Below are 20203 nucleotides of genomic sequence, written 5' to 3' on the forward strand. Positions count from 1 at the left end.
ATGCAGGAAGAGAAAGAAACGAGGCGCATGGAACAGCGGCCGTGCCATGCGCCGGCATCAGGCTCAAGGGCAAATCACGTAGTTGCTGAAGCCGCCGTTGCGATTCTCAATGCCCCCCAGGGCGACGTTGATGTCCTCGAGCTTGAACGTGCAGTGCTCGAAGACGGACAAATCGACCACACCCGACTCCACCATATCCGCCATCTCCTGCCCCTGGCCAGCCGTAAACCAAGCCGAGCCGCTGAAACGCTGGTCGTTGTCCATCATGTAGTGCAGATTGACCGGGACCTCCCCTGCCACGGCGCCGATGTTGACGAGATGGCCGCCGCGCCGCAGTGTCTTCAACGTCTCGCGCAGCGTCTCTTGCGGCGCACCCGGTCCCAATGCATCGATAACCGCATCAACACCCGCACCATGCGTGACGCGCGCGGCCCATTCGCTGACCGAGCCGTCATCGAGCGACATCACTTCGATCCGCTCCGGCGCCAGCGCTTTGACGCGCGCGAGCAGATCGCGGTTGCGCGCCGTGCCGAGGATCTTTTTGGCTCCCATCGCCAGCCCGAACAAGGCGACACCGAGGCCCAGCGTCCCGCTGATGCCGCTCACGAGGATCGTGCTGCTCGGCCCGACCTCCGCCTTCTTCAATGCCCGGTAGGCCGTGCCCAAATAGCCGAAGCGCGCCGCGGTTTCGTGACTGAGGTTATCCGGAATCTTGACGAGGCTGTATTGCGGAGCCGTCATGTACTCGCACAGGCCTCCGTACGGATAATCGTCGAAGATCGACTGCGAGCGTTCGCTGAAACCGAAGTAGCCGTTGAACGTGTAGTACGGGCATGCCGTCGTATCGCCGGAACGGCAGGCACGGCAGCCGCCGCAATGGCGGGCCGGGTTGACGTAGACGCGATCGCCTGGCACGAAGGCATGGACCTGACTACCCACCTCTTCGATGACGCCGGTCGCATCGAGACCGAAGATGGCCGGCAGCTTCGGCAACGGGAGATGAGGAAACCACTTCTGCCAATTGCTCAGGACATTACCGAGATTGGGCACGATGCCGCATGCCTTCACTTTCACGAGCACGTCGGTCGGGCGCGGCGACGGAACCGGGATATCCTCCACGACCATCGGCTCGCCTACGTTGTGCATGCGTGCCGCTCGCATCATCTTCGTCGTCATCGTTTGTCTCCTGTTTATCGGTTAGTGCACGATATTGATTTTTGTGCACAAATAGAATCATCGTTTACCTGAAGGCGTCATCGCAGGCCATCGAGTCCCGTGACTTCGGAAGCCTGCAGTCCGCCCAGCCGCGCGTGAACGCGCCCGCCCGTTGCCATGGCCAGCGCAAAGGCGATCTCGCTGCGGCGCGGACCGTCCCACACCGTGACTTCGCACGTTCCGAAATGACTGCGCACGTAGGCTGCTTGAATGTGGCCCAGCGGAACCATCAGACGTGTGCCTACGCCGCCGATCGTCTTCGCGGACGGTACGATCGCCTTCGGTGCGCCCAGCGCTTCTCGCATGGCCCAACCGCCCGCCTCGTGCCAGAGCGCACCGTGTTCCAGCTCTCCGTCTTCGCCGACGATGGCACCCTTCCCGTAGGCTTGGACTTTCGCCGCACCGCCCAGCCGCGCCACGAGGCGCAACGATAGATCCGCCCCTAGCCGGCGCAGCTCGCTCATGAACGGCAATAAATCCGGCTCGTACCGTCCCGCGTAAGGATTTGCGACGACCGCCGTCGCCACGCCGACCACAAGCGGGTCGGACAGCCGCTCACCGCCTTCGTGCCAGACTTCTTCGACGTCCAACTTGACCTTTCTTACATTGACTAGCGACATCCGCTGCTCCGGAAAAATGGTTCACATCGACCACATCTAATACCGCCTGCTGCCTGCTGCCCGGTCGATATCTCGCACACCGACGCTTGCATTATATCCATCTCTGTGTAATATGCACAAAAACATCTTTTATGCCCGCAAGGAGCAAACGTATGAAACTGGTCTCGTACCGACATCAAGGCCGATCGGGATTCGGCGCAATCAAGGATCAAGACATCATCGATCTAGCGAAGCGGCTGCCGGCCGTTGCCGATCTCGCAGCGCTCATATCTGATTCGGCCGCGCTCGACGAGGCGCGTCGTCTCGCCGATACGGCAGCGGCCGATTTGGCGCTCTCCGCCGTCGAGCTCGAGCCGGTCATTCCGCGTCCGAGCAAAATCATCTGCGTTGGAATCAACTATGTCGCGCATGCAGCCGAGGCCGGACGTACGGTTGGCCAATATCCGGTCATCTTTCATCGCTTCGCGCAAACGCTCGTTGCGCATGGCGCTCCGATCATTCGGCCGCGCGTGTCGGATCACTTCGACTTCGAAGCGGAGCTCGCCGTCGTCCTCGGCAAAGGCGGTTCGCACATCCAGCCCGAAGATGCCATGCAGCACGTCGCCGGCTATACCTGCTTCAACGACGCCAGCGTGCGCGATTGGCAATTCCATACCCACCAATACGGGATGGGTAAAAATTTCCGCGGCACGGGCGCGCTCGGCCCGTGGCTCGTCACAGCCGACGAAATCCGCGACTATCGAGAATTGTCGATCGAGGGATTGCTCAACGGCGAACGAATGCAAATCGGTCAGCTTTCCGAACTGGCGTTCGACATTCCGGCCTTGATCGCTTACGTATCGCAGGCGCTGGACTGGCAGCCGGGCGATATCTTGGCGACGGGCACCCCGAGCGGGATCGGCTTCAAGCGCCAGCCGCCGATTTTTTTGAAGCCCGGAGATACGTTCGACGTCGTGATCCCCGGCGTCGGCACGCTGACGAACCCCGTTGCGGACGAAGCATGAACGCGTGAACCCCTGAAGAAACGCGCAAACGAAACATCCGGAGACAGCCATGGCGGCATTGCCGAAAATTCAGTTCACGCATTGCGGGATCTTTTGCAGCGACCTCGAGTTGATGGTCGACTACTACCGCAAGTATCTTGGCTTCGTCGTCAGCGACAAAGGCGTCGCCTCGACGGGCCATCGTCTGTACTTCATGACGCAGGACCCGCAGATCCATCATCAGCTCGTCCTCTTCGACGGCAAGCCGGTCGACCTGCCGTTCAACCCGGTCAACCAGTTGTCGCTGCTGCTCGGCTCGCTCGACGATCTACGGTCCTACTACCAGCGGGCCGTACGCGCCGGGGTGCAAGGCATCGAACAAGTCGACCATGGCAACGCATGGTCGATCTATTTCAAAGATCCCGAAGGCAATCCGCTCGAGCTATACGTCGATAGTCCGTTCTTCACGGCTCAGCCGTGCCGCGAGCCGCTCGACCTCGAGCTTTCCGTGGATGAAATCCTGAGGCGGACGGAAGCCATGTGCCGGCGCCGCCCGGGATTCTCGTCGCGCGAGGCTTGGATGACCGAGATGCGGGAGCGGATCGCCGCCCAGCGCACGGCATTCGACGCGTGAGCGAGGACGGATACTTTCCATGAAGTGCAATTTCATTGACGGGCAGTGGCGTGAAAGCACCGCATCGCGCAGCAATATCAACCCTTCGGACCTCGACGAGATCGTCGGGGAATACGCTCAAGCCGACGCCGACGACGTGCGAGCTGCCATCGCGGCCGCGCTCGCCGCCCGCGCCGGATGGGCGCACGGGGGCATTCAGGCACGGTCGAACGCGCTGGACTTCGTTGGTTCGGAGCTGCTCGCACGGCAAATCGAGCTCGGCACGCTCCTTTCCCGCGAGGAAGGAAAAACCCTCGCCGAGGGCATCGCGGAAGTCGCACGCGCCGGTCAGATATTCAAATTCTTCGCCGGAGAAGTCTTACGAACCGCAGGGGACAAACTACCGTCCGTCCGCCCGTTCGTCGAAGTCGAAGTCACGCGTGAACCCATCGGCGTCGTCGGCATCATTACGCCGTGGAATTTTCCGATCGCCATTCCCGCTTGGAAAATCGCACCTGCGCTGGCCTACGGCAATTGCGTCGTATTCAAGCCGGCCGATCTCGTGCCCGCGTCGGCATGGGCACTCGCCGAGATCATTTCGCGCAGCGGGATCCCGCCGGGCGTATTCAACCTAGTCATGGGACGCGGCAGCGTCGTCGGCCATGCGATCGTCTCGTCGCCCGACGTCCATGCGATCTCGTTTACGGGATCAGTGGAAACCGGACATGCGCTATTGCAGCGCGGCGCGCAGCAGCTCAAGCGCATGCAGCTCGAGATGGGCGGCAAGAACCCGCTCGTCGTACTCGACGACGCTGATCTCGACGTAGCGATCGATTGCGCGGTTCAGGGCGCTTACTTTTCGACGGGGCAACGATGCACCGCATCGTCGCGCTTCATCGTGCAAAAAGGTATTTATCCCCGCTTCGTCGCTCGCCTGACGGAAGCGCTCGAGCACTTGCGTGTCGGCCATGCCCTGGATCCGCGGACGCAAATCGGTCCGGTGGTGGACGAGTCTCAGTTGCGGGATGACGAAGGATACCTGGCGATCGGCAAAAGCGAGGGTGCCAAGCTCGCCTGCGGCGGTCAGCGCGCCGTGCGAGACACCCGCGGCCACTTCTTATCGCCTGCGCTGTTCGTCGATGCGACGCCGAAGATGCGCATCGCCCGTGAAGAGATCTTCGGCCCGATCGCCTGTGCCATGGCCGTGGACAACTACGAGGAAGCGCTCGCGGTAGCGAACGACAGTCCTTTCGGGCTCTCATCGGGCATCTGCACGACTTCGCTCAAATATGCGACGCATTTCAAGCGGCACGTGAGGAGCGGCATGACGATGGTGAACGTGCCGACGGCCGGTGTCGACTACCACGTACCGTTCGGCGGAACGAAGGCGTCGAGCTACGGGCCGCGCGAGCAGGGCACCTATGCAGTCGATTTCTTCACGACCGTCAAAACGGCCTACACGAAGGCATACTTCGATTAACCCCCGCACCGGCACACGCGGCCGGTGCCTCGCAAGCGCCACCGCGGGTGCGCTTGCGTCGCAGATTCGATACGGAGGAGACGTGGATTTCGATTTGATCATCGTCGGCTTGGGGCCGGTGGGCGCCATCGCCGCCAATTTGGCTGGCGAAGCCGGCCTGCGCACGCTCGTGCTCGAAAAGTCCCTGACCGTCTTCGACAAGCCGCGCGCAATGGGCTTCGATCAGGAAATCATGCGAATCTTGGGAAACCTCGGGCTCGCCGATAAAATCGCCCCTTACGTGATGCCCTATCGGCCGTCCGAATATCTCACGACGGATTCGGGCGTCATTCGACGCATCGAGGCGGCCGAACCTCCATTCCAACTGGGCTGGGCACCTAACTACGTGTTCATGCAGCCTCAGATCGAAAGTGCGCTGCGCGAGAACCTGGCTCGGTTCCCGTCCGTCACGGTCAAGCTCGGCGCGCAAGTCGACGCCGTGTCATCCGGAAACGACGGGGCCTCGGTCGCTGTCGGCGCATCGCCCGGCGGGTCGAACGGGCCGCAAACGTACCGATCGCACTATGTGCTCGCATGCGACGGAGGAGCCAGCCCGATCCGCACGGCGCTCCGCTTGGACATGGAAGACCTCGACTTCGACGAGCCATGGCTCGTGGTCGACGTCGTACTCAAAGAGGGCTGCGGCGCGAACTTGCCGGCAACGAACGTCCAGTACTGCGAAGTGGCGCGCCCTTGCACGTTCGTAGTGGGGCCCGGCCAAGTCCGACGCTGGGAATTCATGATCAATGCCGACGAAACGCCCGCCCAAGCGATGGAGCCGGCGTTCGTTCGCCGGCTCATCTCGCGCTGGCTGAACGAAAACGAATACGACATCTGGCGCGCATCGTCTTATCGCTTCCATGCACTCGTCCTGCGTCAATGGCGCTCGGGCCGCGTGTTCTTCCTTGGCGATGCCGCTCACATGACGCCGCCGTTCCTAGCTCAAGGGATGTGTCAAGGGATACGCGATGCGGCCAATCTCGTCTGGAAGCTCGCGCTCGTCAACCGCGGCGCCGCAAGCCCGCTGCTCCTCGATACCTATCAAGCCGAACGGCTTCCACACGTGAAGCAGACAACGCTGGTAACCAAAGCGCTCGGCAAGCTGATATGCGAACGCGATCCCGTCGCCGCGCGCGAACGAGACGAACGCCTGCTCGAAGAAATGGCGGCCAATCCGCGCGGCACCGTGAGGCAATCGTTGATTCCGGGGCTCGGCGCGGGCCTGCTCTCGGCATCGGCCTACGGCCCGCGTGGCCTGTTGTTTCCCCAGCCGCTCGTCACCGCGCCGGACGGCCGCAGATGTCTTCTCGATGAACGAACCGGCATGGCGTTCCGCATTGTCGTCGAGGACGACACCGATCCTGCCGTCGTCGCGCGCATCGCTGCGCAGTGCAAGGCGTTGCGCGACGAGGGTGTTCCGGCCGAGCTAGTCGCGATCGGAACCGAACCGCTTACCACGACAACGCCGCCGCACCGCTTTCAGGATGCCGATGGCGTACTCGTCGGTTGGATGCGGAGGCTGCAGTGTGGCGCCGTGATTGCACGGCCCGACCACTACGTCTACGGCGCTTGTCGCCAAGCGGCCGATGCATGCGAGATGATTCGCGAGCTGGCGGCGGCACTGAGGACAGGGAAGGCACTCGAGAATCCGGCCGCCGCGACCTGCGCTTGAAGGGCTACGAAATCGCAGAGCGCGAGCGATCCGCGATCCTCGCGCTCTTCTCGTTTTGGCCGCAAGACATTTCAATCTTGCACATGGTCGTACTTTGCGCATAAAATTCCGCTCATCGACCTATCCTAGTCAACTCACGCCCATGGACTCGACCTCCGCATCGAACGGTGCACCCCTGATCGACGTCGCCTTCGCCCGGATGAAGACGTCCATCATTCGCTGCGAGCTCGCCCCAGGTAGCCGGCTCAAGGTGGAGAGCCTCTCGAAAGCGTACGGGCTCAGCAGTTCCCCGATCCGCGAAGCGTTGAACCGGCTCGCGCAAGACGGCATCGTCCAAGCGACGGAAAATCGCGGGTTCTGGGTGGCCCCTATCAGCATCGATGACTTCAAGGACATCACCCGGCTGCGCGTGTTGCTCGAGCTCGAGGCACTCAGTGATTCGATCGTCCACGGGGACGAAGAATGGGAAGTGGCCGTGCTGACGGCCTTTCATCGGCTGAGCCTCGCGGAAAAACGTCTCGGCTCGGGTCCCGTCGCGCTCGACGACGATTGGTCCGAGCGACATCGCGCCTATCACATGGCACTGCTATCGGCGACGCCCAGTGCCCTGCTCTCGAACATGGTGGGCTCGCTCTTCGATCGGGCTGAGCGCTACCGCCGCTATTCCGCCATGCATCGAACCCAGGAGCGCCACAAGAACAGCGAGCATGAGGCCCTGATGAAGGCGACGATCGATCGAGACGCGGAAAAGGCCACGCGGCTGCTGCGCAAGCATATCGAAGGCACGCTCGCCCGCGTTGCCGGAGCCCTCGAACGGCAACTGGCCACCATCCAATAAGCAAGCGCCGCACGGTCCGAAATCACGCAGTGCCGCATTTACAGCCAGATCGGCGAGGGATCGCCATCGATCGCCTCGCCGCTTCCCTCCGAATTAGAACACCGTTTGCATGCCGATCCGGCCGACGAACTGCGAGCGTCCGCTCGAAGGACCGAACGTCCCGTTGATGACAGCGTTCGCACCCGCGTTGGTCAACTGATAAGCGGCCTGAGCGTAGACTGCCGTGCGCTTCGACAGGAAATACTTGGCAACGACGCCGAGCTGATGGGCGTGGTTGTGATCGACGCCTGCGTTGCCCCACATGTAGGTGTAGGCAAGACTCGTCGAGAATGCCGGCGTGAAGCTATACAGCGCACCCAGTTCCGCCGCGTCGACTGCGGCACCGTTTCGGGTGTTGCGCGTATTAGTGAACAGCGCCGTCAACAAAATCTTGTCGCCCTTGTATTTCGCGCCGAAGCCGAAGTTGCGGATGCTGTCGCCGAGCAGGACCGCGTAACGCACGTCCGTATAGGCCGCGCCGAACGCGAACGGCCCCACGCTATAGCTCGCGCCGAAACTCTCCGCGCTGTTCTGGCGGAAATCCCCTGCCGCGCCCCCAAAGGCATACATGCCACCGAACCGTACACCTTCGAAGAGCGGGCTCGTGTATTTGACTGCGTTGTTCAGCGGCGTATCGCCGTTCATGCGATCGAAGTCGAACGCTTCGTTGGGCGGCGAATCGGGAATGCCCAGCTTGGCGAACGGACCATCGCGGAATTGGTAAAAGCCGCCGCCGTACATCGCCATGTCCGCGCCGACGTCGCGAAACAGCGTGTCGACCATGAAGTCGTACTGGCGGCCGAGCGTAAGCTTCCCGTATCGATCGTTATCGAGGCCGACCCACGCATTACGCGCGAACAATCCCGCCCCCGTCCCGCCGCCGTTCGTCGTCTGCGCAACGAGATTGCCCTGCAGCGTGAACTGCGTCACCAGTTCGAAAACCGCATGCGTGCCGTTGCCGAGGTCCTCGCTTCCCTTGAACCCCAGCAGGTTCGGTAACGCGATACCGTCATCCAGCCGCAAGGCCGAACTCCCTCCGATATTGCTGACGTAAGACACCCCGGCGTCGAGCAAGCCCCACAGCGTCACGCTGCTTTGGGCCTGCGCGCTCGGTACCACACCGGCACACGTTCCCACTGCGACTGCCGCCGCAACCATGATGCGCTTTTTCACTTTCGTCTCCTCCGGATCGATCGCGCCGATTATTGACGCATAAAAATACGCTAAAAACACATTTCATGTTTTTATGCATATTCTACCAAACGTCGACGACGGTCAATGCCCTGCGGCGCGCACCGAGGGTAGTGTTTACGCGCGTGCGTCAATCACATTCATCGTGTGCGAGACGAGCGGCCTCAGGGCGCGCGATCGCCGCCAAGCGATCGTGGCCTCGAACGACAAGAGACGAAAAGGGAGAGGGAGAAATGGAACAGCAGACGCGGATGCGCTCAGCCCTGAAAGGGAAGCGGACGGCAACTAGTGCGGATGGTGGCCCTGTTGGGTCTTGAGCCTGCGCTCGGACGACACGGAACGCGATCGCCGCCGATGTGTGCATTCATCGAACGCTCCGGCGCCGCAGAGCTCGACTTCGTTTTTCGCCGCCCGGATGGCGTCGTAAAACGTCGCTTCCGTCGCGACGTGCGTCCGGTCGACGTGCACGACCCATCGACCGAACATGTAGCGCCAGCGAATGCGGCGCTCTTCGAGAAACGCGGAAAACCAGCGCCAAACCGATGCGTCCTCCGCATTGGCCGCGGCGGCGGCATCAAGCCGCGTGCGTTGCATCGCATTCATATCGCGCGTTTCGCCCGCAAGGCATCGATCTCTTCAGCAGTTGCTCCGAGCCAATCCGACAGCACCTCTTCGGTATGCTGCCCCAACGTCGGCGGCGCATGCCGATATTGCACGGGCGATTCGGACAACCGAATCGGATTCGCGACGAGCGGCACCTCCTTCGCCAACGGATGCGGCATCTCGATGCGCGCGCCGCGAGCTTGCACGTGCGGATCGGCGAACACGCGATCGAGCGTGTTGATCGGGCCGCACGGCACCCCCGCCGCTTCCATCGCGGCCACCCATTCGTCGGTCGTGCGGCGCACCGTCATGCCGTGAATGAGTGCGATCAACTCGCTCCGATGCTTCACGCGCTGCGGATTGGTCGCGAAGCGTTCATCGCTCGACCACTCCGGCTTACCGAGCGTGTTACACAAACTCGCGAACTGGCTGTCGTTGCCCACGGCCACGATCATGTACCCGTCAGCCGTCGGAAACTCCTGGTACGGAACGATGTTCGGATGCGCATTGCCCATGCGCCGCGGCACGACGCCCCCCACTAAGTAATTCGCCGCCTGGTTCGCGAGACACGCGATTTGCACGTCCAGCAGTGCGAGATCGATATGCTGCCCTTCGCCCGATTGCTCGCGCCGCTTCAACGCGGCCAGCACGGCAACCGTCGCATAGAGCCCCGTCATGATGTCCGTGAGCGCGACGCCGACTTTCAATGGGCCGCCGCCTTCCGTGCCGTCGGGGCGGCCCGTCAAGCTCATCAAACCGCCCATGCCTTGAATCAGGAAGTCGTAGCCGGCACGCGACGCATACGGTCCCGTTTGACCGAACCCGGTGATCGAGCAATAGACGAGCCGCGGATTGACGGCCTTGAGGCTCGCGTAGTCGAGCCCGTACTGAGCGAGGCCGCCCACCTTGAAGTTCTCGAGCACGACGTCGGCACGGCTGGCCAACTCGCGCACGACGCGCTGGCCCGCTTCACTCGCGATGTCGATCGTCACCGAGCGCTTATTGCGATTGGCGCTGAGGTAGTAAGCCGACTCGCCCGTCGACTGGCCGTCTGAATCGTTCAGCCAGGGCGGCCCCCACGCGCGCGTGTCGTCGCCCGCGCCGGGACGCTCCACCTTGACGACGTCGGCGCCGAGATCGGCAAGCAACTGGCCCGCCCACGGTCCCGCGAGCACGCGCGAGAGATCGAGGACACGCACGCCGGCGAGCGCCCCCGCTTGCAAGGTATCGTTCATGGCGATCGAAAAATCAGAAGGCGGCAATGCCGGTGATGGCACGCCCGAGAATCAGCGCATGGATGTCGTGCGTCCCTTCGTAGGTGTTGACCACCTCGAGATTCACGAGATGGCGCGCGATGCCAAATTCGTCGCTGATCCCGTTTCCGCCCAGCATGTCGCGCGCCATGCGCGCGATGTCGAGCGCCTTGCCGCACGAGTTGCGCTTCATGATCGACGTGATCTCGACGGAAGCGGTGCCCTCGTCCTTCATGCGGCCGAGCCGCAAACACCCTTGCAGGCCCAGCGTGATTTCCGTTTGCATGTCCGCGAGCTTCTTTTGAATCAGTTGGTTCGCCGCGAGCGGCTTGCCGAACTGCTTGCGATCGAGCACGTACTGACGAGCACGGTGCCAGCAATCCTCGGCCGCGCCGAGCGCGCCCCAAGCGATGCCGTAGCGCGCGCTGTTCAGGCAAGTGAACGGCCCCTTCAAGCCGCGCACGTCGGCGAATGCGTTCTCTTCGGGGCAGAACACCTCGTCCATGACGATCTCGCCCGTGATCGATGCCCGCAATCCGACCTTGCCGTGAATCGCAGGGGCCGTCAGCCCCTTCCAACCCTTTTCGAGCACGAAGCCGCGAATCGCACCTTCGTCGTCTTTCGCCCAGACGACGAAGACGTCGGCGATCGGGCTGTTGGTGATCCACATCTTGTTGCCCGTCAACTGATAGCCGCCCGCCACCTTTCGCGCGCGCGTCACCATGCTGCCCGGATCGGAGCCATGGTTCGGCTCGGTCAAGCCGAAGCAGCCGATCCACTCACCCCGCGCGAGCTTCGGCAGATATTTCTGCTTGACGGCCTCGCTGCCGAACTCGTTGATCGGCACCATCACGAGCGAGGACTGCACGCTCATCATCGAGCGATAGCCCGAATCGACCCGCTCGACTTCGCGCGCCACGAGACCGTAGCTGACGTAGTTGAGGCCCGCGCCGCCGTAAGCCTCGGGAATCGTCACGCCGAGCAGCCCGAGATCGCCCATTTCGCGAAAGATCGCCGGGTCGGTCTGCTCATGACGGAATGCCTCGAGCACGCGCGGTGCGAGGCGATCTTGGCAATAGGCGCGCGCCGATTCGGCGACCATCCGCTCTTCTTCGCTCAATTGCTGCATCAGCAGTAAAGGATCATCCCATTGAAACGAAGACTTGTGCTGTTGGCTCATTTCTGACTCGGAAGGTATGGATCGTGGCGTCAATTTATCGCTGGCACTGCAGGCCGGCAACCGATTTCTTGTCAGCCACCTGTGCGAAAATCGCACAAATCAGCCATCCCGTTCGCCGAAGGATCGCATCATGCGCCGCAAGATTCCGTCCACCCTCGCCCTGTCCGCCTTCGAGGCGGCAGCGCGCCATCAGAGTTTCACCAAAGCGGCCGACGAGTTGGCCGTGACGCAAAGCGCTATTTGCAGACAAATCGCCTCGCTGGAAGATTTCCTGGGGCTGAAGCTGTTTCGCCGCGACCGGCGCGGGGTGGCCTTGACGGAAGCGGGCCTCGCGTACAGCCGCAAGGTGGCGGCCCGGCTCGACGACGTCGAGCGCGACACGGTGGATCTGATGGGTCGCGGCGGCAAGGGCGGCACGCTCGAAGTCGCGGTCGTGCCGACCTTCGCGACGAAGTGGCTGCTGCCGCGCATGCCGGCCTTCATGTCGGCCTATCCCGACGTCACGATCAATCTCACGACACGCACGCGCCCGTTCCTATTCGGCGACACGGAGTTCGACGCGGCTCTGTACGCGGGCCCCGCGACGTGGCCCGGCACGGGCAGCCGATTCCTCATGCGCGAGAGCCTGATTGCCGTGGCCAGCCCCCGCCTGATCGCGCCGCGCGAGAAGCTCGGGGCATCGGACTGGTCCCGTTATCGTCTATTGCAGCAGAGCACTCGTCCGTATGCATGGCGCGACTGGTTCGCATCGCTGGGCCTGCGCGTGGAAGGCGATATGTCGGGGCCGCGGTTCGAGTTGTTTTCGATGCATACGGAAGCGGCGATCCAAGGAATCGGCATCGCCCTGCTTCCGCGTCTGCTGATCGAGGACGAACTGAAGCGCGGCGTGCTGATTCCGATCGCCCGGCACGACTATCTGAGCGACCGGTCGTATTACCTCATCTATCCCGAGCAGAAATCGGACAGCGCCCCGCTCGTGACGTTTCGCGACTGGATCGAAGAGGAAGCGCGCGGCTATCGGGAGCCGTTGGGGTTGGGCTGAGTGCCGGCGCCGCCGCTCGAAGCGCGACGCCGGCATCGTCATCCGCGACGATCCGCGGATATCAGAAGATGTTGCGCAGGCCGATCGCGGCGCCAACCTGATGGTTGTGGCCCGGGTAGTCCGCCACGAACGCGCCGTTTCCGCGCGCGTAGTCGATCGTGCCGTACACTTCGGTCCGCTTGGACAGCGAGTACTCGGCGAGCACCGTCGCCGAATAGTTGACGCCCGAGCCGAGCGAGCCGTCCGTCTTCGCGGCGTTGCGCGCGTGGTCGTAGTAGCCGGCCACCGTGATCGCCAGCGGCGGCGTGACTTGCCATTGCGTCCCGAGATAGAAGCTATCGTCGAAGCGGTTCGGGCTCACGCGCGGCAGCGCCGGTGCGCCGGACTGCTGCATGTCGGCGTCGGCAAGCCCCGTGTGATCCTGCGAATGCAGCCAGCCGCCCAGCGCGCGCACCGTCGGCGTGAACGCGTAGACGAGCCCCACATTGCCGAGGTTGAACTTCTTGCCCTGGAAATCGGCTTGCTGCCAGCCCGCCATCGCCTGCAGCGGCCCCATCGTGTACGAAGCGGCAAGGCCATACATGCTGTTCTGGGCCATGCTGCCAGCCACGCCGCCGAAGCTGTACATCGCGGAGACGTGCAATCCGCCGAAGTCGTTCGTGTACTTGACCGAGTTGTTGACCGTCAGGAACGGTCCGGCCGGGTTATAAACCCAGCTGTCCTGCCAGTAATCGCCGACCGTCATCGGGTCGTAAATGTTGCCCATCAACTCGAAGAACGGCGACTGCTGGCGGCCGAACGTCAACGTACCGTACTGTTTGTTCGAAAGCCCGACGTAGGCGTGGCGCCCGAAGAGCGTATTCGTGCTGGCAAGCTTTCCGGAATAGAGTTGGAATCCGTCTTCGAGACGGAAGATCGCCGACGTGCCGCCGCCCAAATCTTCGCTGCCCTTCAAGCCCCAGCGGCTCGGTGTCTCGACGCCGTCGCCCATCGAAATCAAGCTGTCGTTCGTCGCGTTCGCACTCGACAAATATCGAACGCTCGTGTCGACGATCCCATACAGCGTAACCGAGCTTTGCGCAAATGCACCGGTGCTAAAAAACAACAAAACAGCGGCGCCGCAGCAGCTCCCCCTAAGGGCTTTCTTCATTCTTGCTCTCCTTTATGGTTGTTCGCGCAACATCTTTCGAAGAAGAACGATACTCTTCCGTGGTTGGGCGGCCGGAAATACAACGGTTAGTCGCTATTTCACGGCGGGAGCGATAATCGTCGACCAAAATCGCGCAGTCAAGAATAGTCTCGCCACCGTTCGGCTCGAGGCGCTATCGCGCTATATATTCGCTAGAAATTCGCCAGAGCCGGCACCGCGCATCGTTGCGCGCCCACAACGCCACAACTGATAGACTTTCTCCGTTCTCGCCTATTCCGCCACGGAAGCTCGACGAAATGGTCTCGCGTACAGGACGCTCATCCGATTTGCAGGCTGCGACACCGCAATGACGGCACCGACTCCGCTGCTCGAGGTGCGCGACCTGGCCAAGCGCTATGGTTCGGCATGGGCACTGCACCCCACGTCGTTGCAGATCGCGCAAGGCGAGTTCGTGTGCATCGTGGGTGCTTCCGGATGCGGTAAGTCGACGCTACTGAGCTTGCTGATGGGTATCGCGGCATCCGACGGCGGGTCGATTTATCTCGCGGGGCAGCGCATCGACGGTATCCCGCCCGAGGCGCGCGACATGGCCATGGTGTTCCAGTCGCATGCGCTGTTTCCGCATATGAGCGTGCGCCGCAATCTCACGTTCGGGCTGCGCATGAAGAACGTGCCCGCCGGCGAGCAGCAGCGACGCATCGATCAGATCGTGACGCTCTGCCAACTGCATGGATATGTCGAGCGCATGCCCTCGCAGTTATCCGGCGGTCAGCAGCAACGTGTTGCCTTAGCGCGCGCGCTCGTCATGCAAGCGGCCGTCACGCTATACGACGAACCGCTTTCCAATCTCGATCCGAAGCTGCGGCAAAGTTTGCGCGACGATATTGCAAGGCTGCACCGCAGCCTGGGCAGAGCGGCGCTCTTCGTCACGCACGACGCCACCGAGGCAATGGTCATGGCCGACCGCATCATCGTGATGCAAAGCGGACGCATCGTCGAATCGGGCACACCCGAGTCGCTCTATCGCGCGCCGCGACATCGCGTCACCGCCGAGTTGTTCGGCGCAGGGAATTTGATCGAGGTCGCACTCGAGCGCGGAGCGGCCGTGCTGCCCGGTGGCCGGCTCGTTCCGCTTGCAGGCATGGCCCCCGAGGGCAGAACACGGGCGCGGGCGCTGGCACTGCTGCCGCACGAATCGATCCGTTTGACGTTGAACGATGAGGGCGACGCCACGATCGTCGAACGTCAGTTCATCGGTGCCCTCGTACAGTATCGCGTCGCGTTGCATCACCTCGAACTGCGCGCAATCGCAAATGGAGACAGCGCTCCGCTCTCGCCCGGCACGCGCGTCGACGTGCGGTTTCTTCAGCCGCTCCATCTCGTCGAGGACGGTGCGCCGGATGTTCCTCATGTCGCCGATATGGAATCGGCACGGTGAACTCGACGATTGAAAACGTCACGCCCAGCGTCGGGCTTACTCAGAATAAAAACGTTTTCCGCGGTTCGTCGGCTCAAAAAATAAAGCACGCCATGCAAGCGGCATGGCGTGCAAACGGTTTTGACCCGGGGTAAGCCAAAACCCACTCGAGAACCGCGTGACGACCGATCGAATAGTAGACGCTTATTACGGACAGGTCGTAACGCCCTCGCAGTCTAACTTCAATGGATCGTAATTTGATAAAACCATCGTTAAGGATTTCCTGAAAATTCCGTAATCTCGATGCTAGAGCCTGAACACCGAGACGGAGCGATTCAGGCTTTCGGTTTGCGCCTCGAGCGATTGTGCGGCAGCGGCCGCTTGCTCCACGAGCGCCGCGTTCTGCTGCGTCACTTCGTCCATCTGCGAGACAGCGTGATGAACCTGGTCGATGCCTCGGCTTTGTTCCTCCGATGCCGCAGCGATTTCGCCGACGATGTCCGATACCTGCTTGATCGCCTGTCTCACCTCGCCCATCGTCGTGCCCACGCCCGTGGCTTGCTGAGCGCTGCCATGAATCATCGTCACCGACGAAGCAATCAGGTCCTTGATCTCCTTGGCCGCAGCCGCGGAACGCTGCGCCAAGCTGCGAACCTCGCTCGCCACCACGGCGAAGCCACGGCCTTGCTCGCCCGCGCGGGCCGCTTCGACGGCCGCGTTGAGTGCGAGGATGTTCGTCTGGAATGCGATGCCTTCGATGGTCCCCGTGATTTCCGAGATCTTCGTCGAGCGATTGCTGATCTCGACGATGGTTTGCACCATCTCTTGCACCGCTACATTGCCGGCGTCGGCCTTGTCGGTCGCACGCGTCGCCAGTGTATTGGCCTGCCGCGCGTTGTCGGCGTTCTGCTTCACCGTTTCGGTCAGTTGCGTCATGCTGGAGGCGGTCTCTTCCAGCGACGCAGCCTGCTTTTCCGTACGCGCCGACAGATCGACGTTGCCGCTCGCGATCTCCTGAGCGGCCGTGGCAATCGAGCCCGCCACCGACCGGATTTGCGCGACCGTCGTGCCCAACTGCGTTCGCATGGTTTCGAGGCCGGCCATGACGCTGCTCGCATCGCCCGTTTTGACGGACATCGGGCGCGACAGATCGCCGGTAGACATGCGCCGCGTCACTTCACCCGCCGCATGAGGCTCTCCGCCGAGTGCATCGATGATGCTGCGCGTAATGAATACCCCGAGCACGCTCGACGCAAGCGCAATCGCCAAGCCGGATACGATCACGATGATCGCCACGAAATGCTCGAGCGTCGTCACGCGATCCTGTCGCATGACTTGCAAGTCGGATTCGGCCTTGTCGAACTCGGCCAGCTTTGCCCGGAACGCATCCATGAACTGCTTGTCGTGAGCCTCGCCGAAATACTTCGTCAATGCATCCGGCGGCGTAGTCTGCGCAGTGACGCCGCGACGCATCGAGATCAGTTGCTCGTGCACCTTGTGAACTTGTTCGTACAGCGCATAGAGGGCGGCCATCCGTTCCTGCTGGCTCGCGTTATCGGCCGTGAGCCCTTTGAGGGACTCGAGCGCTTTGCCAATTTTTTCCTGTCCTTGCGTATAGGGATCCAAGAAATTTTCGTCGCCCGAGGCCACGAAGCCTCGAACGCCAGTCTCCATGTTGAGCATGTTGGTCAACACGCCATCGCTGGTGCGTAGCACTTGCGCGCTGTGCACGTTCCAATGGGCCGCATCCACCACCTGTCTGAAGCCGATGAATACGATCAGGCTGGCGACGATCGACAGCATCACCACGCATCCGAAAGCCGCACCGAGACGTTTACCGACAGTCAATCCCCGAAGCATTGTTATTCCCCACTGACTTTGATTTTTCGAAACTGACAAGCCGTACCACCGAACGGTTGTCTCGCGAGAAAGACAGCCTCGTCCAATACGCCGAATGGGCGCCGACGAACACCGACCATCAAAGATGTTTACGGTTCGCGACGATATTTTTTTGAATTAAAAAGCGGTAAGCAATACCTCAAATGCGTGTCAGGAAAAGCTTCGTATCCGCGGTTCCGCATGCCCTCGCTCTCGCCTGCCGCCGTGGGCCCGGCCGATTGCACCGCTCGCCCGAACACGCTCGGCAGGCTGCGGAAGCAGCACGTACCTGCAGCGCTCATGCTTGCTCTGCCATCGCAAATCCGGGGCCTGCAGCGCGCCGGCCGCAGCCTGCGCGGTCACGGTGTAAGGAATAACTGAATTCACCACAGGAATTTCCTTTTTAGTACTATTTAATTCGACATTCAAGCGAAACGCGATAGAGGCGGTTTTATCTCTGATCTTCGCTCGGCATCGATGCATTCTCATCCATTCGTTCATATCGATGACATAAAAATTCGACAGAATCCGGCCGGTTTGCAATCGAATCGTCTGCACGTCGAGCTGTGCAGCCTGTGAGTCATGGATCATAGCCTTCACTTTCTAACGCCATTCGCGGCCCGCCCCATTCACGGCGAACGCGCGGCGGCGCGATTTCTCACCCGTCGAGATTTGCCCGCCCTGCTCGAGCTCGAGCACCAGAAATGGAACGAAGTTCAAGCGGCCACGAAAGCCGATCTGTGCGCAAGAATCGACGCGCATCCCGAGCTCGCCGTCGGCGCTTTCTGCCCGCGATCGGGCCGTCTTCTCGCGTCTCTCTTCATGCGGCCCGTCGCCGACGATTTTTATCGGCGTGTGCGCACCTGGAGCGATTGCACGCAATCGCCCGCACCGCGTGCAAGCTCGACGCTGTTCGGCATCAGCCTGACGAGCCGCGATCAGAAGGGTGTCGCGGCGCTGCTCCAGTTCTTCTGGCCGTATGCGCTCAAGCGCGGCTACCGTCATATTTACCTCGGCTCCCCCGTGCCCGGCCTGCGCGATTGGCTCGCCGCCAACCCGCATCGGCCAGTGAACGAGTACGTGCTGGCACGGCGTGGCGGCGCACCGCTCGATCCGCAATTGCGCTATTACCGGTCGCGCGGTTTCACGAAGATCGTGTGCGTCAAGCCGGACTACTTCCCGCACGAGCGCTCGCTCGATTACGGTGTGCTGCTGCGCGGCTCCGTGCCGCTTTCGTCATGCGCGCCGCTTTGGGCCGCCATGCCGTTCGCTTCCGTGCGGCGCGTCACGCACGCACTCTCGGCGCTGCTGTGAGCCCCATGACATCGCGGACCGGACGAGCCCCCGCCTGGTCGAGCGCCGACCTCCCGAGCGCGCTGTTCCTCGTCGCGGTCGCAACGAACACGGTGCTGATCGCACGCACCGCAGCCCCGCTGCCGCTTGCGGTGCTCTCATTGCTGCAAGCGCTGCTGATGATCGGATGCCAGGAAGCGAAGCACCTTTGCGTGCATCGGACATTCTTCGGCAATCGCCGTTTGAACGACGCGATCGGGATAGCGTGCGCCGCGCTGTTCGGCGTCAACTTCATCGCCTACCGCTACTTTCATTTCGCGCATCATCGGGCAACCTGCACCGAGGCCGATCCGGAAGGGTGCCTCTATTCGCTCAGTTGGCGCACGCGCTGGATTTGGTTGCTCGCACCGGTCGAACTGCCGTGGGTCGCCTGGCATATCGGCCGCACCGCATGGCCGATGGTCCCGCCGCATGAGCGCAGGCAGCGCAACGCTGCGCTCGCCTGGATGGTAGCCTTCGGGCTGCTCGTCGTTGCGCTATTGCACCTTGCGCCGCACACGATCGCCTTTGCCTATCTGATTCCACTCGTGCTGTTCTCGTGGCTCGACTTCCTCCTGACGCAGGCCGAACATTACGGCATTCCCATCCGCCCCTACGCGCAGCGGCCCGATCCGCTCGCCGCTAGTCACGATGTCGTTCTGCCGCTCGGCCTCGGATGGCTGACCTTGCATCGCACGCTCCACCGCGTTCACCACGGCAACCCCTCGCTGCGCTGGTTCGATGCGCCCCGCGCGATGGACGCCGACGCACTAGCGACGCCGCTTCCATATGGCGCCTTCGTTCGCATGTGGCTCGCCGGCGGCCCGAGACTATGGCTGACAGCCCGAGGCGAGCCGGCGAATGCGGCTGCCTCGGCTCCGGCTCAATCGGCGCGTCACCCATGAAGCCAAAACCGCAAATCATCGCTGATCGAGCCGGCCCGCACGCCTGGAACGGCACCTCGGTGCGCAGCCGTTTCTTCGATGCCCTTTCGTTGCTGCTGCCGGCCGGCGAGCAGTTTCTCATCGATACGCTGCAATCGTGGCGGGCGGCATCCGAGCCGCCGGCCGACAGCGAACTGAGCCGTGAAGTCGACCGATTCATCCGCGAGGAGCAAGCCCACCGCCGAGCGCACGCGAATTACAACGCCGCGCTCGTGGCAGCGCTGCCGTCCGTGCAGGCCGTCGCCGAGCGTGCAGGCCGAATCGCGGACGATCTGACCGGCTTCGGCATGCCCATGAAACTGGCGCTCGTGGCTGCCTTCGAACATTTGACCGCGGTGCTCGCCCAAGAGATCGAAGCGCATCGCTTTTTTATCGCGGAAGAGAACACGCGTGCGGGTCGGCTCTGGAAGTGGCACGCGCGCGAAGAATTGGGGCACCGCCATGTCGCCGTTCTCGTCGCGCGGCATGCCGGGCTCGGACGCGGCGTGCTCACGCTGGCGCTGCTGCTGGCAACGGGCTATCTAGCCGGCGATTTGCTGCGCTACACGTTCGCACTGTGCCGCTGCGATGTTCGCGCAGGAACGCGCCGATGGGCCCTGCTCGCCGACACCGCACGGTTCGCGTTCGGCGCCATCCCGTCGCTGATGCGCATGACGCGGCACTGGTTCGCGCTGCTGCTGTCGCCCTCGCGCTGCACGCACTGAGGCGGCCGGC

General features: G+C 62.4%; 19 protein-coding genes. 10 read left to right on the forward strand and 9 right to left on the reverse strand.

Features of this window, described 5'->3' with window-relative positions:
- Nucleotides 1–63 precede the first annotated feature (63 nt).
- Both ACTHNZ_RS04975 and ACTHNZ_RS04980 read right to left on the reverse strand, forming a co-directional pair.
- Entirely contained in the window at nt 64–1176 is a 1113-nt protein-coding gene (locus ACTHNZ_RS04975; protein WP_440541386.1) for an alcohol dehydrogenase catalytic domain-containing protein, read from the reverse strand.
- A 77-nt stretch (nt 1177–1253) separates the two neighbouring features.
- On the reverse strand, nt 1254–1835 hold the full coding sequence (locus ACTHNZ_RS04980; protein WP_440541387.1) for an amino acid synthesis family protein: 582 nt from the start codon (nt 1833–1835) through the stop codon (nt 1254–1256).
- 152 nt (nt 1836–1987) lie between these two features.
- On the opposite strand from ACTHNZ_RS04980, the gene ACTHNZ_RS04985 reads away from it, so the two are divergent.
- From ACTHNZ_RS04985 to ACTHNZ_RS05005, 5 genes are all read left to right on the forward strand, one after another.
- Nucleotides 1988–2839, forward strand: coding sequence for a fumarylacetoacetate hydrolase family protein (locus tag ACTHNZ_RS04985; protein WP_440541388.1), 852 nt, complete (start codon nt 1988–1990; stop codon nt 2837–2839).
- Nucleotides 2840–2888: 49 nt separating this feature from the next.
- Nucleotides 2889–3452: a VOC family protein gene (locus ACTHNZ_RS04990; RefSeq protein WP_440541389.1), complete on the forward strand. Its 564-nt coding sequence runs from the start codon at nt 2889–2891 to the stop codon at nt 3450–3452.
- Nucleotides 3453–3471: 19 nt separating this feature from the next.
- The gene (locus ACTHNZ_RS04995; RefSeq protein ID WP_440541390.1) at nt 3472–4911 is read left to right on the forward strand and encodes an aldehyde dehydrogenase family protein; all 1440 of its coding nucleotides are present in this window, start codon (nt 3472–3474) and stop codon (nt 4909–4911) included.
- 82 nt (nt 4912–4993) lie between these two features.
- Nucleotides 4994–6622, forward strand: a complete 1629-nt coding sequence (locus ACTHNZ_RS05000) for a bifunctional 3-(3-hydroxy-phenyl)propionate/3-hydroxycinnamic acid hydroxylase (protein ID WP_440541391.1) — start codon at nt 4994–4996, stop codon at nt 6620–6622.
- A 142-nt stretch (nt 6623–6764) separates the two neighbouring features.
- Nucleotides 6765–7460: a GntR family transcriptional regulator gene (locus ACTHNZ_RS05005; protein ID WP_440541392.1), complete on the forward strand. Its 696-nt coding sequence runs from the start codon at nt 6765–6767 to the stop codon at nt 7458–7460.
- Nucleotides 7461–7553: 93 nt separating this feature from the next.
- On the opposite strand, the gene ACTHNZ_RS05010 is transcribed toward ACTHNZ_RS05005, so the two are convergent.
- From ACTHNZ_RS05010 to ACTHNZ_RS05025, 4 genes are all read right to left on the reverse strand, one after another.
- Entirely contained in the window at nt 7554–8672 is a 1119-nt protein-coding gene (locus ACTHNZ_RS05010) for a porin (RefSeq protein ID WP_440541393.1), read from the reverse strand.
- 303 nt (nt 8673–8975) lie between these two features.
- Nucleotides 8976–9293: a hypothetical protein gene (locus ACTHNZ_RS05015; RefSeq protein ID WP_440541394.1), complete on the reverse strand. Its 318-nt coding sequence runs from the start codon at nt 9291–9293 to the stop codon at nt 8976–8978.
- Nucleotides 9290–10528 carry a CaiB/BaiF CoA transferase family protein gene (locus ACTHNZ_RS05020; RefSeq protein ID WP_440541395.1) on the reverse strand — a complete coding sequence of 413 codons (1239 nt, stop codon included), beginning with the start codon at nt 10526–10528 and terminating at the stop codon, nt 9290–9292. Before ACTHNZ_RS05020 ends, ACTHNZ_RS05015 begins: the two co-directional genes overlap by 4 nt.
- 13 nt (nt 10529–10541) lie before the next feature.
- On the reverse strand, nt 10542–11726 hold the full coding sequence (locus tag ACTHNZ_RS05025; protein WP_440541396.1) for an acyl-CoA dehydrogenase: 1185 nt from the start codon (nt 11724–11726) through the stop codon (nt 10542–10544).
- Between the two features lie 130 nt (nt 11727–11856).
- On the opposite strand from ACTHNZ_RS05025, the gene ACTHNZ_RS05030 reads away from it, so the two are divergent.
- Nucleotides 11857–12768 carry a LysR family transcriptional regulator gene (locus ACTHNZ_RS05030; protein WP_440541397.1) on the forward strand — a complete coding sequence of 304 codons (912 nt, stop codon included), beginning with the start codon at nt 11857–11859 and terminating at the stop codon, nt 12766–12768.
- Between the two features lie 61 nt (nt 12769–12829).
- Here the strand turns inward: ACTHNZ_RS05030 and ACTHNZ_RS05035 are convergent, their stop codons facing one another.
- Nucleotides 12830–13918, reverse strand: coding sequence for a porin (locus ACTHNZ_RS05035; RefSeq protein ID WP_440541398.1), 1089 nt, complete (start codon nt 13916–13918; stop codon nt 12830–12832).
- A gap of 346 nt (nt 13919–14264) precedes the next feature.
- Here ACTHNZ_RS05035 and ACTHNZ_RS05040 point away from each other — a divergent pair, with 346 nt between their 5' ends.
- Nucleotides 14265–15356 carry an ABC transporter ATP-binding protein gene (locus tag ACTHNZ_RS05040; RefSeq protein ID WP_440541399.1) on the forward strand — a complete coding sequence of 364 codons (1092 nt, stop codon included), beginning with the start codon at nt 14265–14267 and terminating at the stop codon, nt 15354–15356.
- Nucleotides 15357–15641: 285 nt separating this feature from the next.
- Here the strand turns inward: ACTHNZ_RS05040 and ACTHNZ_RS05045 are convergent, their stop codons facing one another.
- Complete coding sequence (locus ACTHNZ_RS05045) at nt 15642–17138, reverse strand: methyl-accepting chemotaxis protein (protein ID WP_440541400.1); 1497 nt, start codon at nt 17136–17138, stop codon at nt 15642–15644.
- Nucleotides 17139–17384: 246 nt separating this feature from the next.
- Entirely contained in the window at nt 17385–17804 is a 420-nt protein-coding gene (locus tag ACTHNZ_RS05050; protein ID WP_440541401.1) for a hypothetical protein, read from the reverse strand.
- Here ACTHNZ_RS05050 and ACTHNZ_RS05055 point away from each other — a divergent pair.
- From ACTHNZ_RS05055 to ACTHNZ_RS05065, 3 genes are read left to right on the forward strand one after another with little or no spacing between them, the layout of a single operon-like run.
- Nucleotides 17796–18527 (forward strand): hypothetical protein, encoded by a 732-nt coding sequence (locus tag ACTHNZ_RS05055; RefSeq protein WP_440541402.1) that lies wholly within the window; start codon nt 17796–17798, stop codon nt 18525–18527. The genes ACTHNZ_RS05050 and ACTHNZ_RS05055 overlap by 9 nt on opposite strands.
- 5 nt (nt 18528–18532) lie before the next feature.
- Nucleotides 18533–19450: a fatty acid desaturase family protein gene (locus tag ACTHNZ_RS05060; RefSeq protein ID WP_440541403.1), complete on the forward strand. Its 918-nt coding sequence runs from the start codon at nt 18533–18535 to the stop codon at nt 19448–19450.
- Complete coding sequence (locus tag ACTHNZ_RS05065; RefSeq protein WP_440541404.1) at nt 19447–20193, forward strand: metal-dependent hydrolase; 747 nt, start codon at nt 19447–19449, stop codon at nt 20191–20193. Before ACTHNZ_RS05060 ends, ACTHNZ_RS05065 begins: the two co-directional genes overlap by 4 nt.
- Nucleotides 20194–20203: the final 10 nt, after the last annotated feature.

Origin of the sequence: Trinickia sp. (assembly GCF_051953955.1) — a bacterium.
In the GTDB taxonomy this organism is placed as follows: Bacteria; Pseudomonadota; Gammaproteobacteria; order Burkholderiales; family Burkholderiaceae; genus Trinickia.